Raw genomic sequence first — 15622 nt, 5'->3', positions numbered from 1 at the left:
TAATTATGGCGTCCTTTTTTATCCAACGCCCTATCTTTGCCTGGGTGATTGCGATTGTCATCATGCTGGCAGGCATAGGCGCCATCGAATGGCTGCCGCTGGAGCAATACCCGGATATTGCGCCACCACGTGTGTCCATTAACGCGACCTATACCGGCGCTGCAGCGGACACCATTGAAAACTCGGTGACGCAGGTGATTGAGCAATACATGAAGGGCATTGATAACCTGACCTATATGTCTGCCAGCAGTACGTCGTCAGGCACGGCCAATATCAGCCTCACCTTTGATGCCGGCACCAACCCCGATGTGGCACAAATGCAGGTACAAAATAAACTGCAGCAGGCCATGCCCAGGCTGCCGCAGATTGTACAAAGCCAGGGCGTGACCGTCGCCAAAACCGGCATCGACTTCCTGATGATGATTTCACTGATGTCTGACAGCCCGACGGTGCGCGCCATTGATATTGGTGATTATATTTCGAGCAACCTGATAGACCAGATCAGCCGCCTGGATGGGGTGGGCGATGTACAAACCCTGAGCGCGGGCTATGCCATGCGCATCTGGCTGGACCCGGCCAAGCTGCAAAAATACAACCTGATTCCTTCCGACATTTCAGCGGCCGTGCAGGCACAGAATACCGAAGTTTCCTCTGGCCAGTTAGGCGCGCTGCCTTCAGTCAAAGGCCAAGGTTTGAATGCGCCGATTACCGCCCGCAGCAAATTGCAAACCGTAGAACAATTCAACCAGATTATCGTCAAGTCCGGCGCAGACGGTTACGTGGTGCATTTGTCGGATGTAGCCCGCGTGGAACTCGGTGCCGAGAGTTACACCCCGGTTGCTAACCTCAACGGTAAAACGTCCGCAGCCTTTGGTGTCAAACTCGCGTCAGGCGCCAATGCACTGGCGACCGCGCAAGCCGTGAAAGACAAGCTGGCAGCGTTGGAACCGTATTTCCCGCCCGAGCTGAAACTCAGTATCCACATCCCATATGACACGACGCCATTTGTACGTATTTCCATCAAGGAAGTCGTGAAGTCGCTGGTGGAAGCGATTCTGTTAGTCGTGATCATCATGTATGTGTTTTTGCAGAATCTGCGCGCGACACTGATTCCAGCCATTGCCGTACCAGTGGTGTTACTCGGCACCTTTGGTGTGCTGGCAGCATTTGGCTTTTCGATCAATACACTGACCATGTTTGGCCTGGTACTGGCGATTGGCCTGCTGGTGGATGATGCCATTGTGGTGGTGGAAAACGTCGAGCGTGTGATGCGTGAGGAAGGCCTGAGCCCGAAAGAAGCCACGCGTAAATCCATGGGTGAAATTACCAGTGCCCTGGTCGGCATCTCGCTGGTGCTGTCTGCCGTGTTTATCCCCATGGCCTTTTTTGGTGGCGCCACCGGCGTGATTTACCGCCAGTTCTCCATCACCATTGTGTCGGCCATGTTGCTGTCTGTGCTGGTTGCGCTGACATTGACCCCTGCCCTGTGTGCGACCATGCTCACACCATCCAACCATCACCATGCAACGACAGGTGGCCTGTTCGGCTGGTTTTTCCGCTGGTTTAACCCGGCGTTCGAGGTCTTTGCCAATGGCTACCAGGCGGTGGTTGAAAAAATCCTGCGCCAAAAACTATTCACCATGGTGGTATATGCAGGCATTCTTGCCTTGCTGGCTTTCCTGTTCCTGCGTTTACCCAGTTCCTTCCTGCCCACCGAAGACCAGGGCATCCTCATGGCACAGATTCAGTTACCAGTGGGTGCAACCGATAGCAGGATGCAGCGGGTACTGCGTCAAATCGAGCACCACCTGGACGGCCAGGAAGCGGTCATTGATGAATATTTAACCATTGCTGGCCTCGGCCAGGGCGGTGGTGGCAGCCAAAACACCGGCCGAGCCTTTATCCGCCTCAAGGACTGGTCACTACGTGGTGAAGGCGAAGATGCGGCGTCACTCGCAGACAAGATGACCAAAGCCTTGTCCAAGATCAGGGATGCCAAACTGTTTGTCAACCAGCCTGCACCTGTGCGCGGCCTGGGTCAGGGCTCCGGCTTTACACTGGAACTCAAGGATGTCGGCGGGCTGGGACACCAGGGGTTGATGGACGCCAGGAACAAATTTGTACAACTAGCTGCAGACAACCCGAAATTGAACCGCGTGCGTCCAAGCGGGCTGGATGATACGCCTATGTTCAGGCTCAATATTGATGACCAGAAGACTGGTATCTACAACCTGACCACCGCCAATATCAACTCCACGCTGTCTATCGCCATGGGCGGCACCTATGTCAACGACTTTATCAACAAGGGCCGCGTCAAAAAAGTCTATTTGCAGGGCGATGCGCCTTACCGCATGCAACCTGAAGACATTGACCGCTGGTATGTGCGCAACAGTACCAACGACATGGTGCCCTTCTCAGCGTTTTCTAATACCCGCTGGGTATCAGGCTCGCCTTTGCTCGAGCGCTATAACGGCATTTCTTCCGTTGAAATCGTCGGTGAAGCGGCCAAAGGCACCAGCACCGGTGAAGCCATGCGCATCGCTGAAAGTATTATCAAGCAATTACCGGCTGGCATTGGTTATGAGTGGAGTGCACAGTCCTACCAGGAGCGACTCTCAGGCTCACAAGCCCCCTTGCTGTATGCCGTCTCAGTGGTGTTTGTGTTCCTATGCCTGGCGGCGCTATACGAAAGCTGGGCGGTGCCCTTCTCGGTGATTATGGTAGTACCGCTGGGCATTCTGGGTGCGGTCATGGCCACCAGTTTGCGCGGCATGACCGCTGACGTTTACTTCCAGGTGGGCCTGTTGACGACCATCGGCCTGTCAGCCAAAAACGCTATCCTGATTGTCGAATTCGCCAAACATTTACAAGAGCGCGGCCAGCCATTACTCACAGCCACGCTGGAAGCGGTGAAACTGCGCTTGCGGCCTATCCTGATGACGTCGCTCGCCTTTATTTTTGGCGTACTGCCGCTGGCATTTAGTCACGGTGCAGGCGCAGTTAGCCGCCAGGCGATTGGGACCGGCGTACTCGGCGGCATGCTGACAGCCACCTTCCTCGGTGTGTTTTTTGTGCCACTGTTTTATGTGCTGATCCGCTCACTGTTCCCTTATCACGCAGAAAATGCGCCAGCAAACACAGCCCACGATTAAATCTATGAAAACATTACCTCAGAAAAAGTTGGCAGGATTACTGGCGCTCACACTGAGCCTGAGTGGCTGCATAGACCTGGCACCGTTTTACACACGACCAGCCGCGCCAGTCCCAGCCACATTGGGCACGGCACAAAGCGACCCCAAAGCGTTTACTGACCTGCCATGGCAATCCTTTATCAGCGATGAAAAATTGCGCCAGGTGATTGACCTTGCATTAAAGAACAACCGTGACCTGCGGGTGGCTGCCCTGACTATAGAGAGGTCACGTGCACTCTATCAGGTGCAGCGCGCAGACCTGTTCCCAACCATCGCCGCCAGTGTCACCGAAACCGCCTCCAAAGGCATGGCCAGTGCTGCCAACAATACGGCAGGCAACACCTCTGGTGCGACCACAGGCACCGCTGGCAGCAGTAACAGCAGCGGCAATATCTCGCATATTTACCGTGCCACCGTCGGCTTTAGCGCCTACGAACTTGACCTGTTTGGCCGCATACGCAACCTCAACCAGCAGGCCTTGCAAACCTTTTATGCCAATGAAGAAAATCGTCATAGCACGCAGATCAGCCTGATTGCAGAAGTAGCCACCGCCTGGCTGACATTGGCCGCTGACAAGCAACGCCTTGCCATCGCGCAGCAAACGCTGCAAAGCCAGCAAGCCACTTACGATATCAACCAGAAAATGTTTGAACTGGGCGTCGCCAACGCGCTGACCTTGAAGCAATTGCAAACCAGTGTCGATAGCGCGCGCGTCGCCATCGCTACTTATACCATGCAGATCAAGCAGGACAGCAATGCACTCAACCTGCTGGCCGGGAGCATGGTGCCTGAACAGTGGCTACCAACAAGCCATTTGTCCAGTGTCGTGTTCACCCAGTCTTTGCCTGGCGGCATCAGCTCTGACACCTTGCAGCAACGGCCAGATGTACGCGCGGCAGAACATTTGCTGGAAGGCGCCAATGCCAATATCGGCGCCCTGCGCGCAGCCTTTTTTCCTACCATCAGCCTGACCACCACGGTCGGCTCAGCCAGCACAGAGTTGTCCGGCCTGTTTGCCAAAAACTCCGGCATCTGGACCTTTGTGCCGCAAATCAGCCTGCCTATCTTCAATGGTGGCCGTAACCGCGCCAATTTGACCTCGGCAGAAAAAAATCGCGATATTCTGCTGGCACAATACGAAAAAACCGTGCAAACCGCCTTCCGCGAAGTGGCTGATGTACTGGTACAACGTGAAGGCTTGCAATCACAACTGGAGGCACAGCAATCGTTGAAAAATGCGGCTTCGGCGGCTTTCCTGCTGGCAGATGCTCGCTTCAAGAATGGCGTGGACAGCTACCTGGTCGTGCTGGATGCCCAGCGTACGCTCTACACGGCAGAACAGTCACTGGTCACCCTGCAATTGAGTGATGCCACCAGCCAACTCACCTTGTACAAAGTCATGGGCGGCGGCTGGCATTAACCATCGCCACCAGACCACTCTTTTAGCTCCCGCCACAGATTCACGGTGCTGAGTCAGTGCGGGTGCTTTACCTCTCCCCCTCTTGCCGCACATGGGGCGACACCGTTAGAATTCACCCCCCTTTAAAAAGACGCGCACGTTTCTTGCTTTAATTTTTGCAAATGCAGACAGAAATCACTTCCGAACACACCATCATCCTGGCCAAGATCAGACATGTTGAAGAGCTGGAGCGGCTCGTCATTTGTACTGAATTTGTCGAATCACTGGGACAGATGATTCACCAGATCCAGGCCGAGCGTGGCGCCAGTTGCTTATACCTGGCCTCGGCCGGGCAACGCTTTGCCAAGGAGCGGGCTGATCTGGTGGCGCACAACACCTCACTCGACATCCAGTTCAAGCAGGCTTTGCAAAAGCACCTGGATGCAAACCCGCTGGCAGATGCTCGGCAACTGACGCTGGTATCGTGGGTTTTGCTCGGCTTTGACCAGCTCACCGCATTGCGGCACCAGGTCACGTTACAGAAAATCTCTTTTATTGATTGCATACAATCGTTTACCCGCCTGATTGGCAGCCTGGTGTCACTGATTTTCGAAATCACCGACAATACCGTCAACAGCAAGATTTCAACCAGCTTGCTGGCACTCTACAACCTGGTGCAAGGCAAGGAGTTCGCAGGCCAGGAGCGCGCCGTAGGCGCGTATATGTTTGGCTCGGCCAGTGTGCAACAACCACATCAGCAAAAACTGCTGGAACTGATTGCCTTGCAGGAACGGCATTTTGAATCGTTTTGCCAGTTTGCCTCCCCGGCCTTGCGTGAGGCCTGGGCCAGCGCAGGCGTGACAGAAAACGAGCGCAAACACCAGCAATACCAGGCCAAACTGACCGGTGCCAGGCCAGGCCAAGCCTTGCAGGCCAAAGATGCAGACTGCTGGTTTGAGCTTTGCAGCCAGCGGCTGACCGAGCTATGGCAAATCCAGTGCCAGCTCATCAGCGATATGCACCAAACCCTGCAAATCCTGGTCGCAGAGGCGCAACAAGACCTGGCCAACACGCGCAAGCATTTGCAGCAATTGCAAGATAAAGCCAGCGTTTCCAGCCGCGATAGTGCCTTCTTCAATCTGTCGATTCCGGTTGAAAACGCCTATGGCTTTTTAACGGATACGGCCAGCCAGCCCTATCCGATAGAGTCCGTCATCTCCCTATTGCAGCAGCAATCGCAGCAAATTGCCGAAATGGAATCCGAGTTGTCAGAAACCAAAAAGGCACTCACTGAAAGAAAGCAAATCGAGCGCGCCAAAGGCTTGCTCATGAGCACCTTGGGGCTAAGCGAAGTCGACGCTTATAAAACCATGCGTAGCACGGCCATGGAACAAAAACGCAAAATCATCGATGTAGCAGAAAACATCCTGCTACAACACAAGCAGCCGCAATAATGGTGCGATAGACATGGTGCATCCGCACTTGTATGGTGCGCACATTTTGTGCGCACTGCCGCGCAAAATACACACACCAATCAAAAAAATCACATAAAAATCATCCACTTAAAAACAAACAAAAAACTGGCACACCATTTGCTAATTACCGTTTAAGCAAGCTCATCCTCACCAGGCGGGCAAGCGAACGGAGCAGTCATCAATGGCGATCACCGCTTCGATATAACAAGCATTTATATCCACTGCAACGCGGTGGGCAATGCAGGACAAAGGCGTCCTGAGTGTAGACAAACGATTGTCTGCATTCAGGACGCCTTTTTTGTTTTTACGTTTCCAGTTAATTCACTTTCCAGGGAGTAAACATGAGCAGTTCTGATAAAAAAACAACGGTTGAGTCTGCGGTGGTTGAGTCAGCAGCACCAACCACGATAATGACGCCCACCACACTAGTGACGGTTGACCAAACACGCCGCCAGTTCTTCCGCCAGGCGATTGCCGGTGCCTTTGGTGCCGCCGCCATGATGAATATGGTGCCTTCTGCTGTACGCAGCCAGGCTTGGGCTGCAGGTTCAGATGCACCGGAAATCACCGAAGTGAAAGTTGGTTTTATTCCACTGACCGACTGTGCGCCTATCATCGTCGCTGCACAAATGGGCTTCGATAAAAAATACGGTATCAAAATTGTGCCGTCCAAAGAGGCTTCCTGGGCAGGTGTGCGCGACAAGCTGGTCAACGGTGAACTGCATGCCGCTCATGTGTTATACGGCCTTGTGTACGGCGTGCAAATGGGCATAGGCGGCCAGCAAAAAGACATGAACGTGCTGATGACGCTGAACCACAACGGCCAAGGTATCACGCTGGCTAACCAGTTGAAAGAAAAAGGGGTGACCAGTGGCGGAACATTGAAACGCCTGCTGGATAACGAAAACCGCGACTTCACGTTTGCGCAGACTTTCCCGACCGGCACCCATGCCATGTGGTTGTATTACTGGCTGGCGAACTATGGCATCAACCCAATGCAAGACGTCAAAACGATCGTCGTGCCTCCACCACAAATGGTCGCCAATATGCGTATCGGCAATATGGACGGCTACTGTGTGGGCGAACCATGGAATGCACGTGCGATTTACGACAAGATTGGTTTCACTGTCGCCACAACACAAGACATCTGGACCGATCACCCGGAAAAAGTATTGGGCACCACGGCTGATTTTGCCGCCAAAAATCCAAACACCGCGCTGGCATTGACCAAGGCCATCCTGGAAGCTTCCCGCTATATCGACGCCACCAAGAACCGCGCCGAAGTGGCCAAGCTGATTGCAGGCAAGGCTTATGTGAATGCACCGGAAGAAGTCATTGAAGGCCGCTTCCTGGGCCACTACGACAACGGCATTGGTAAAAAATGGGAAGACCCGAACTACATGAAGTTCTTCAACGATGGCAAAGTCAGCTTCCCTTACCTGTCCGACGGCATGTGGTTCCTGACCCAACACAAACGCTGGGGCTTGCTGAAGTCCGACCCTGATTACCTGGGCATCGCGAAGAAAGTGAACCGCATCGACATCTACACCGAAGCCGCTAAATCACTGGGTATCGCAGTGCCGACAGACGTGATGCGTAGCAGCAAACTGATGGATGGCGTGATCTGGGATGGCAAAGACCCTAAAGCTTATGCCAACAGCTTCAAGGTCAAAGCCTAGTCTTTTAAAGGAGAGTCACCATGAGTGTCGTCAGCTTTAACAAGGAAAAAATCATGCAAAAAAGCGGGGAAGCTGCGAAAGTAGCACCTGAAAAACCTGTTGTTTCTGTGGTTAAACCTCTCTCGACCACAGCCACAGCAGCCAGTCCTCCGGCACCAAAACGCTGGAAAGGGGCGGCAACGGCCAAGCTGGTCTTTGAGTGGTTGTTGCCGCCTGTGATTGGTTTGCTGGTATTTGCAGCTATCTGGGCCACGGTTTCTGCACTGACCCAGGGGCTGCCAGGTCCGGTGAAAACCTGGCAATCGGCCGTCGAGCTGTTCAGCGACCCGTTTTACATCAACAATCCGAACGACATGGGCATAGGCTGGAACATCCTGAACTCGCTCAAACGCGTCGCCACTGGTTTCGTATTAGCAGCGATTGTTGGCATCCCCATGGGCTTTGTGATTGGCCGTTACACATTCATGTCCAGAATGGCAGCCCCCATTATCAGCCTGCTCAAACCGGTATCGCCACTGGCCTGGCTGCCGATTGGCCTGCTGGTATTCAAAGCCGCTAACCCGGCAGCGATCTGGGTGATTTTCATTACTGCCGTCTGGCCCATGATTATTAACACCGCCGTCGGCGTCAGCAAAGTGCCGCAAGACTATATGAATGTGGCCAAGGTACTCAACCTGTCCGAGTGGAAAATCGTCACCAAAATCCTGCTGCCGTATGTCATGCCATACATGATGACCGGCGTCCGCCTCTCTATCGGCGCAGCCTGGCTGGTGATTGTGGCGGCTGAAATGCTGACCGGCGGTGTTGGGATTGGCTTCTGGGTATGGGATGAGTGGAACAACCTGAATGTAGAGCACATCATCATCGCCATCTTTATTGTCGGCATTGTTGGCTTGCTGCTGGAACAGTTGCTGGTGCTGGTCGCAAAACGCTACAGCTACGAATAACCGGGAAAAGGATTCTTAATTATGACGACCAATGTAATGCAAGACCGTTATGTGCTGATTGAAAACGTCAACATGACATTCCATACCAAAAAAGGCAGTTTTCAGGCACTCAAGGACATCAACCTGAACATCCGTGAAGGTGAGTTCATTTCCATCATCGGTCACTCCGGTTGTGGCAAATCCACCGTGCTGAACCTGATTGCCGGTTTGCTGCAACCCAGCGAAGGCTACCTGTTTTGTGCCGGGCGTGAAATTTCCAAACCAGGCCCGGAGCGCGCTGTGGTGTTTCAAAACCACTCTCTGCTGCCATGGCTGACTTGCTTTGAAAATGTCTACCTGGCCGTAGAACGCGTGTTTGGTGAGAATGAAGGCCCGACACAACTGGCTGAACGCACCCGTGCTGCGCTGGAACTGGTGGGCCTGAGTCACGCCATGGAAAAGCGCCCCAACGAAATCTCAGGTGGCATGAAACAGCGCGTGGGCATTGCCCGTGCCCTGGCGATGGAACCGAAAGTCCTGCTGCTGGATGAGCCCTTTGGCGCACTCGACGCACTCACCCGTGCCAGTTTGCAGGATGAGCTGATGAGCATCATGGCACGCTCTGGCTGCACCGCCGTGATGGTCACGCACGATGTAGATGAGGCCGTATTACTGTCAGACCGCATCGTCATGATGACCAACGGCCCGGCAGCCACCATAGGCGAAATTCTGGAAGTGGATCTGCCACGTCCGCGCAAACGTCTGGAACTGGTAGAAGACCCAAGTTACACACATCTGCGCAGCGAAGTATTGAAGTTTTTGTATGAGCGCCACGCTAAAAAAGCAGCATAGATAAAAGTAGTGCTGACGGGCGGTCACCCGCCAGCACCGCATACCTCATCGAAGTATGGTTACCCCACATTGCATAAAGGAGCAACACATGAACGCTAACTCACACCCACGCTTGCGTCAAGTTTCAGTCGCAATTTTACTGGCCGCTTTAAGCATGCAAGCCATGGCAGAGGAAGAAGCACTCCCTGAATACACCTTCATGGATGCCATTAAAACTGGCAAAAATATGACCAGTTTCAGACTGCGTTATGAATATGTGGATCAGGATGGTTTGCAACCAGGCACATTCCCTAACAACACAGCAAACCCGACAGCAAATAAAGAGCTGAAAGCGGCCAATGCGCTGACCTTGCGCAGCCTGATCGGCTGGCAAACAGCGCCATACCATAATTGGAGTGTCGCTGGTCAGTTGATTAATGTTTCCAAGTTGTCTGACAACTTTAATGACAGCACCAACAACACCTTGATTAACAGCGTTTCTAACCAATCCAGCAATGTCGAATACGCCAAGGTTGTGGACCCTGACTACACTGGCGTCAACCAGTTGTTTGTCGAGTGGACCGGCATTAAAAACACACGCGTACGTGCTGGTCGTCAGCAGGTAAATCTGGACAATGTACGCTTTATTGGTGATATCGGTTTCCGCCAAGTCATGCAGGTATTTGATGGCGTATCGATTTTCAACAAGACCATTCCTGACACTGAAATTTTTGCTGCTCACTTTGAAGGCGTAGAGCAAATTACCAGCAAGTACCGCTCTGATGGTGCACTGGATATCGTCAACGCACGCTATCGTATTTCCCCGACCGAATTTCTGGTGGGTTATGCCTATCTGGATGGTTTCCAGGACTTAGGCATGGGCCGTGCCTGGTTTGGTAATGGCACGACACCTGCAGCCAATGCAGCTGGCAAAGGAGGCGCTGCCAACCAGAATGCAGACCAGGGCAACAAAATTATCGGTGTTCGCCTGGATGGTACACACCCGTTTACCCCGAATTATCGGGCACACTACACCGCAGAATACGCCAAGCAAACAGATTACAGTGGCGGTGACTCACGCATTGACGCCCACTACTACAAATTGGGCGGCGGATTTGGTATCGATAACTTCAATATGCGACTTGATCAAGAATTGTTGTCCAGCAATAACGGCAAGTATGCCTTCCAGACCCCGCTGGGTACTAACCACCTCTTTCAGGGCTGGGTAGACAAATTCTTGGCAACGCCACTTGAAGGCATTAAAGATACCTTTGTTACGGCAACTTACCGCTATGGCGACTTTGTATTTTTTGCTGACTACCACCTGATTGACTCAGACAAAGATTTTTATACTACTGGTGGCGGAAGCAGCCGCAATGGCAGCCGTTACGGTACTGAATGGAATGCCGCAGTGACCTGGAATGTGGACAAGAACTGGATGACCAAACTGGAATACGGCAAGTTTAGTGAAGACGACCACTATGCTTTATTGCCAAACCTGGCCAGCAACAATGCTGCAGCCATCCGTGGCCGTGTGCGCGACACCGAAAAATTATGGCTGACTGCCATGTATACGTTTTAACCTGATAAGGAATTGCCTATGACTTCAGCCGCAAAAGTTTATTTAGTCGGAGCTGGCCCAGGAGACCCGGACCTCATTACGCTCAAGGCCATCAAGGCCTTGCAGCAAGCCGAGGTGGTGCTGGTCGATGACCTGGTGAACCCGGCCCTGCTCGCGCATTGCCCGCAGGCACGCATCGTGCCGGTCGGTAAGCGCGGCGGCTGCAAGTCTACCCCGCAGCACTTTATCAACCGTATGCTGGTCGCTCTGGCCGAGCAAGGACAAGTGGTCGTTCGCCTCAAGGGCGGCGACCCGTTTGTGTTTGGGCGTGGTGGTGAGGAAATGCTGGCTTTGCGTGCGGCCAATATTCCTTACGAAATTATCCCAGGCATGACCAGCGGGCTGGGCGCTTGCGCCAGCATGGAGGTGCCAGTGACGCACCGTGGCTACAACCACGGCGTGACGCTGATTACCGGCCATACCCAGAACGGCGAACCGCTGCCATGGCAAGCCCTGGTAGAAAGCAATACCACACTGGTGATTTACATGGGTATGCAGCACCTGCCCGAAATCACACGTGGACTGATCAATGCAGGCATGTCAGCCGACATGCCTTGTATGGTGGTAGAGAATGGTACCCGCCACAACCAGCGGGCGGTGACTTCTTCTCTGCAAGCGATCCCTTACCTGGCACATACCGAAGGCCTCAAAAGCCCGGCGATTATTGTCGTCGGTACAGTGGTGACATTAGCTAAAAACAGCCAGCAAGAACAAGACTGGCAAGCAAACCTGCAAACCTGGCTCAGCGTAGCCAATGCAGCATAAATATAACAGGAGCGATTTTGATGATAAAACAGAAACTGGTGGTCGTTGGCAACGGCATGGCCGGCATGCGGGCAGTGGAAGAACTGCTCAAAATTGCACCGGACATGTATGACATTACCGTGTTTGGCGATGAGCCTTACCCTAACTATAACCGCATCATGTTGTCGCCGGTGCTTGCCAATGAGCAGACCATAGACGACATTATCCTAAACACACGTGAATGGTACGCAGAGAATAATATTACCCTGCATACTAGTGCGCGCATCAACAAGATAGACCGCAAAGCGCGTGCCGTAACTGCCGAGAATGGTATCACCGTCGAATATGACCGCCTGCTACTGGCGACGGGCTCCAAGCCATTTATCTTGCCTATCCCGGGTGCTGACCTGGAAGGCGTGCTGGGTTACCGCGACATTAAAGATACCAACGACATGATTGCTGCGGCCAAAACGCACAAGCATGCGGTGGTGATCGGCGGTGGCTTGCTGGGCCTGGAGGCGGCCAACGGCCTGAAAATCCAGGGCATGGATGTCACCGTGGTACATAAAAACGAGTGGCTACTGGAGCGCCAGCTAGACAAAGTCTCAGGCAAGATGTTGCAAAAATCCCTCGAAGCGCGTGGCCTGACCTTTTTGCTGCAAAAAAACACTGAGCAACTGATAGGCAAAGATGGCCGCGTCGTCGCGGTACGCTTTACAGACGGCCAGGAAATCCCGGCCGACCTGGTGGTGATGGCCGTTGGCATCCGCCCCAACTACGCCCTGGCCGAATCCGCTGGCATTCATTGCAACCGCGGCATTGTGGTCAATGACACCATGCAAACCTATGACCCACGCGTCTATGCGGTGGGTGAGTGTGTGAGCCACAGAGGCATTGCCTACGGCCTGGTGGCGCCTTTATTTGAAATGGCCAAAGTGTGCGCCACACATTTGGCCAACTTCGGCATCGGTCTATACAAAGGCTCTGTCACTTCAACAAAACTGAAAGTGACTGGCATTGATTTGTTTTCGGCCGGTGATTTCATGGGCAGTGACGATGCCGAAGAAATTTTGCTGCACGACGCGGTCGGCGGGGTTTACAAAAAACTCGTGATCAAAGATGACACAATCATCGGTGCCGTGCTGTATGGCGATACGACGGATGGGGCCTGGTATTTCCAGCTGCTGCGCGACAGGAAGCCGATACACGAAATTCGTGATCACCTCATGTTCGGGCAGGACAGTCTGGGCAATACCGGCCACCAGGGTCAGGACAAAGTGTCCACCATGACTAACGAAATGGAAGTGTGTGGCTGTAACGGTGTTTGCAAGGGCACCATCGTCAAGGCCATCCAGGAAAAAGGCCTGTTCACCATAGACGACGTCAAGAAACAAACCAAAGCCGGTTCCAGCTGCGGCAGTTGTACTGGCCTGGTCGAACAGATTCTGGCTTCGACGCTGGGTGGCGGCTATGCGCCGCCTTCCAGCAGCAAAGCCGTGTGTGGCTGCACTGACTTCAACCACGAAGAAGTACGCGATGAAATCCGTAAACATAAATACCTGAGTATCCCGGCTGCCATGAAAGGCATGGGCTGGAAAACGCCTAACGGTTGTGCGACTTGCCGTCCGGCCATGAATTACTACCTGATTTCGACCTGGCCACATGAGGCCAAGGATGATCCGCAATCCCGCTTTATCAACGAGCGCGTGCATGCCAATATCCAGAAAGACGGTACTTACTCTGTCATTCCGCGCATGTATGGCGGCGTCACCTCGCCTGACCAATTGCGCAAAATTGCCGATGTCGCCGACAAATACCAGGTGCCGATGGTGAAAGTCACTGGCGGCCAGCGCATTGACCTGCTGGGTGTAAAAAAAGAAGACCTGACCAATATGTGGGCAGATCTGGATATGCCATCTGGCTACGCTTATGGCAAATCTATCCGCACCGTGAAAACCTGCGTCGGTTCCGAGTTCTGCCGTTTTGGTACGCAGAACTCCACCCAACTCGGCATCGATATTGAGAAAGCCTTTGACCATATGTGGGCACCACACAAGGTGAAATTCGCTGTCTCTGGTTGTCCGCGCAACTGCGCTGAATCCGGCATCAAGGACGTCGGCGTCATTGGTGTCGACTCCGGCTGGGAAATCTATGTTGGCGGTAATGGCGGCATTAAAACCGAAGTGGCGCACTTTTTATGCAAGGTCAAAACGGCCGAAGAAGTCATTGAGTACTCCGGCGCCTTTATCCAGATCTACCGTGAAGAAGCACGCTATCTGGACCGCACTGTGCACTGGATAGAACGTGTCGGCCTCGACTATGTAAAAAAACGTATTCTGGAAGATGCCGAAGGCCGCAAAGCAGCCTACGAGCGTCTGCTATATGCCTTGCAGGGTTCGGTCGATCCCTGGGCTGAGCGCGTCCAAAAACGCGATGAACACAAAGAATTCGACACCATTACCATTTAATCTAAAATGTGGCGGACGGCAGCAATGCGCGTACGCCCGGGAGAGTACAACATGCAAAAAAGCTTTTGGGAAGTCGGACATAAACCGACCTTATTTTCAGCCTTCTTTTATTTTGACCTGAGCTTTATGGTCTGGGTCATGCTGGGGCCACTGGCGGTGCAAATCGCGGCAGACCTGCAGTTAAACCCGGCACAAAAAGGCCTGATGGTCGCTACCCCTGTGCTAACCGGCGCTATTTTGCGCATTGTCATGGGCGTGCTGGTAGACCAACTCAAACCGAAAAAAGCCGGCCTGATCGGCCAGGTCATTGTGATCGCCGCCCTGCTCACCGCCTGGTTGCATGGCATACAAACTTATCAGCAAGCCTTGCTGCTAGGCATGTTCCTCGGCTTTGCCGGGGCCGCCTTTGCCGTGGCCTTGCCATTGGCCTCACGCTGGTATCCGCCAGAGCATCAGGGCACAGCGTTGGGCATTGCTGGTGCCGGTAACTCAGGTACAGCATTAGCTGCCCTGTTTGCGCCAGGCCTGGCAGTCGCGTTTGGCTGGAGCAATGTATTCGGCCTGGCGCTGATTCCGCTGCTGATTGCGCTGCTGGTGTACTCCGTTTTTGCCAAAGATGCGCCAGATGCGCCTGCAGCCAAATCACTGTCGCAATACCTGGCGGTGTTAAAAGACAAAGATGCCTGGTGGTTTATGTTTTTCTACAGCGTGACCTTTGGCGGCTTTGTCGGCATGGCGTCTTCACTCACCATTTACTTCCATGACCAATATGGCCTGGACCCAGTACACGCTGGTTACTTTACCGCCGCCTGCGTGTTTGCCGGTTCACTGGTACGCCCATTCGGTGGTTTGCTGGCTGACCGTATCGGTGGCATCCGCTCCCTGAGCACCATGTATGTACTGGCTGCTATTTTCCTGTTCATCTTGAGCTTTGGCATGCAAACACAAGCTGCGGGCCTGGCAGTGGTCGTGTTAGCCATGGCATCCCTGGGCATGGGCAATGGCGCGGTATTCCAACTGGTGCCGCAACGTTTCCGCAAGGAAATCGGCGTCATGACCGGCCTGGTGGGCATGGCAGGCGGCGTAGGTGGTTTTTACCTGGCCTCCAGCCTGGGCTACTCCAAACAAATCACCGGCAGCTACCAGATCGGCCTGACCATTTTTGCAGGACTGGCTGTGCTGGCATTGGTAGGCTTGTCTAGCGTGAAAAACCGCTGGCGTACTACCTGGGGTTCTGCCACTGTGACCAGTGCTAAAATCTAAACCAATCTCCACCGGTCATGAAACG

At 53.5% G+C, this 15622-nt stretch carries 10 protein-coding genes; all 10 read left to right on the top strand.

The genetic code is table 11. The features are described from left to right. Positions 1–5: 5 nt before the first annotated feature. The 10 genes from INP79_RS09490 to INP79_RS09445 all read left to right on the top strand — a co-directional run bounded on the left by INP79_RS09490 (position 6) and on the right by INP79_RS09445 (position 15597). On the top strand, positions 6–3152 hold the full coding sequence (locus INP79_RS09490) for an efflux RND transporter permease subunit (protein ID WP_194754054.1): 3147 nt from the start codon (positions 6–8) through the stop codon (positions 3150–3152). Positions 3153–3156: 4 nt separating this feature from the next. Next, on the top strand, positions 3157–4611 hold the full coding sequence (locus INP79_RS09485) for an efflux transporter outer membrane subunit (protein ID WP_194754053.1): 1455 nt from the start codon (positions 3157–3159) through the stop codon (positions 4609–4611). Positions 4612–4772: 161 nt separating this feature from the next. Continuing rightward, positions 4773–6044: a nitrate regulatory protein gene (locus INP79_RS09480; RefSeq protein WP_194754052.1), complete on the top strand. Its 1272-nt coding sequence runs from the start codon at positions 4773–4775 to the stop codon at positions 6042–6044. Positions 6045–6475: 431 nt separating this feature from the next. Next, entirely contained in the window at positions 6476–7744 is a 1269-nt protein-coding gene (locus tag INP79_RS09475; RefSeq protein ID WP_370583267.1) for a CmpA/NrtA family ABC transporter substrate-binding protein, read from the top strand. A gap of 20 nt (positions 7745–7764) precedes the next feature. Beyond that, complete coding sequence (ntrB, locus tag INP79_RS09470; protein ID WP_194754050.1) at positions 7765–8691, top strand: nitrate ABC transporter permease; 927 nt, start codon at positions 7765–7767, stop codon at positions 8689–8691. Positions 8692–8712: 21 nt separating this feature from the next. After that, a complete protein-coding gene (locus INP79_RS09465; RefSeq protein ID WP_194754049.1) occupies positions 8713–9522 on the top strand; it encodes an ABC transporter ATP-binding protein in 810 nt (269 codons plus the stop codon). An 88-nt stretch (positions 9523–9610) separates the two neighbouring features. After that, positions 9611–11083, top strand: coding sequence for an alginate export family protein (locus INP79_RS09460; protein WP_194754048.1), 1473 nt, complete (start codon positions 9611–9613; stop codon positions 11081–11083). Positions 11084–11101: 18 nt separating this feature from the next. After that, the gene (cobA, locus tag INP79_RS09455; protein WP_194754047.1) at positions 11102–11887 is read left to right on the top strand and encodes a uroporphyrinogen-III C-methyltransferase; all 786 of its coding nucleotides are present in this window, start codon (positions 11102–11104) and stop codon (positions 11885–11887) included. A gap of 20 nt (positions 11888–11907) precedes the next feature. Beyond that, entirely contained in the window at positions 11908–14334 is a 2427-nt protein-coding gene (gene nirB, locus INP79_RS09450) for a nitrite reductase large subunit NirB (RefSeq protein ID WP_194754046.1), read from the top strand. A gap of 51 nt (positions 14335–14385) precedes the next feature. Next, positions 14386–15597, top strand: a complete 1212-nt coding sequence (locus tag INP79_RS09445; protein ID WP_194754045.1) for a NarK/NasA family nitrate transporter — start codon at positions 14386–14388, stop codon at positions 15595–15597. The last annotated feature ends 25 nt before the right edge of the window (positions 15598–15622 follow it).

The sequence above is a fragment of the Methylophilus sp. QUAN genome (assembly GCF_015354445.1).
Classification (GTDB): domain Bacteria; phylum Pseudomonadota; class Gammaproteobacteria; order Burkholderiales; family Methylophilaceae; genus Methylophilus.
This window is presented reverse-complemented; position numbering and strand designations above follow the sequence as displayed.